Source organism: Methanococcoides seepicolus, from assembly GCF_023684405.1.
Classification (GTDB): Archaea; Halobacteriota; Methanosarcinia; order Methanosarcinales; family Methanosarcinaceae; genus Methanococcoides; species Methanococcoides seepicolus.
On sequence record NZ_JAGSOI010000121.1, the window covers coordinates 1 to 2,474 of the forward strand.

Consider the following 2,474-nt stretch of genomic DNA (forward strand, 5'->3'; position numbering starts at 1 on the left):
ATATTCGTCTTTCTGAATGGCACACAAATTACGAGCCTAACACCAAGGTTATGCCAGAGGATCTGGACAACTTAGATGTTGTTGAGACTGTATATGATTCAAGTCCAATAAAATACGTCGATGTCAATGACAACCAGATGTATGACCTTTATGACGGTGTTGTCTATGACCTTGATGATGACGATCTTGTTTCAGTCGGCGATATCCTCCAGACTGATATCCCAGCCGTAGATGTCTATTCCCTTGAAGAGTTCAATGCAGGTGAAAAGATAATGGACCAGGGAGAATTGGGAAATGCATGGGACAGGGTAGACAATTCTCACCCAGCTTATCTAATGGATCTTTTTGACACAATTGGCACCGGTGACGCAGATGACCTCATGAAATGGGTAGACGCAGATGACAGCAACGACTGGAGCTGTGAAGACAAACTCTATCTCATCCAGCCTCACGAAAATGGTGGATCACTAGGATTTGATCATACCGTCACTATTGGTGACACCAGAGTCTACATCCCTGAAGGCGATGCATGTATCCCAGTCTGTGGTACAAAGGTCGTACAGGGTGACCACGATGCAACCTACATGTTAATGACAAACCTCGATAACGCAAAACTTGCACACTACACCTTCGATATTAAAGAATGGTATGTTGATATGGACGGCGACAACAAGGTGTCCTTCGGTGATGTCAGGCTTACAAATGTCTCCAATCACTATGGACCAAACACCAAGGTAAAGTTATGCGATGAATTCGATCTTGGACATGATCTTACATGGGCAGACTGGGCAGACCCTAATGCCGAATCAGACCAGACTGCTGTGAGGTATGCTGAGACAGACGATCTTCCAGGATACACTCTTGGAGATAGAGTATATGTAGATGTCAACGACTATAGTCCCGACGGCCTTCATAATTATGTTGAGGCTGGAGATATCAGGCTGGTTGAAGCTGAAGTTTACATGCCAGGAAACCCTGTCCCATTCGTATACCCTGCATGGTCAGTTGTAGACTCAAACGATGTTGATGTTGGAGATAATCTTCTTGGACTTCTGGACAGAAACGGTATCAATGAACAGGATGGAGAAGACTACACCGACCTGAGCAACTTGCTCGGATACATTGACACTGACTGTACTGGAACCTGGACCTGCCCGGACAAACTCTACATCCAGCAGTATACTGAATGCGATAGCTTCCAGCTGAACCTTGGTGTATCAGTAGGTGACCTCAGGTTGTATGTACCTGTGAACGATCCAACCAGCCCATTCTTTGGAATGGAAGACTGGCCAGAATGTGGTACCAAAGTAACGTGCGCTGACATTGACGTTGAGTATGGAGTTTCTTTTGTATTCCATAACTACGACTGGATAAAGTTCGTTGACAGGAACAATGATGGTATATTCACCGAAGGTGTCGACCATGTATACGTTGATATGGACGAATCCGACGATGTAACTGTTGGTGATGTCAGGCTGACTGATGTTAGCATCAAGAACGATAGCTATGAAAACAACACCAAAGTCGATGACCATGATCTGGACCGCGCTGGTACAATGATGGATGCAGACCTCTACGTAACAGTGTCTGATGAGGACCTCTTGGCTGTTGTGCCATACGTAGCTGGTATTGGCGTCGCTGACCCAACCGTTGAGTTGCCAACTGAAAGTTTCAACTTCACAGTCAGCATGTTTGACAATGACTGCAGTGGCGACTGGACCTGTGTTGACGCTCTTTACCTGAGCATCGATGATCAGTTCTGGCAGGATAACTTTGCTGTGACCCACAAGGACATCAGGCTTTTCATCCCACCAGGACTTATCTGCGACGGAGAAGTACCTAATGGTGAATGTGACTACCACGCATATGATGCAAACCAAGATGGTATGATCAGCATTGGTGAAGTAAGCAATGCAATCGATGACTACCGCGCAGGACAAATCGACATTGGAATGGTAAGTGAAGTAATTGATCTATACCGCATAGGTGGATCTTACTGCGTATAAAACTGTGAATTGAGTGTAGAGAGATGAAATCTCTCTCATTCAATTTATGGGGGGTTCAATATGAAAATGTTAAAAAGTATCAAAATGGTTGGAATCCTAAGTTTAGTGTGTCTGGTGACACTCTCGATGATTTCAGCAGCAGCAGCAGCTGATCCTAATGTCTGCAGAGACCTTCCAGTAAGTGCCAACCCAGGTGACACCATAACTGTGAAACTGGACATTACACTTGATGGCGCGAACAAGACCGTCATCGAAGACAATGTACCTGCAGGATGGGTCGTAAGCAATCCATCTGGTAGTGGATCTGTCGTTGATGCAAATACAGTAAGCTGGATTGACATCAACGCAGCACCAGGTGTCGCACAGTTTACCTATGATGTCACAATTCCTGGAAGCGCAGCACCGGGAACGTACACATTTGATGGAGAGTTCGACCTGTCAACAGAAGCACCAGGCATGGCACCAATT

General features: G+C 45.6%; 2 protein-coding genes. Both read left to right on the forward strand.

The features are described from left to right. Positions 1-2,006: hypothetical protein (locus KDK67_RS13910; protein ID WP_250869446.1), on the forward strand; the 2,006-nt coding region annotated here is incomplete at its 5' end. Between the two features lie 60 nt (positions 2,007-2,066). Further along, on the forward strand, positions 2,067-2,474 hold a 408-nt coding region (locus tag KDK67_RS13915; protein WP_250869447.1), incomplete at its 3' end, for a cupredoxin domain-containing protein.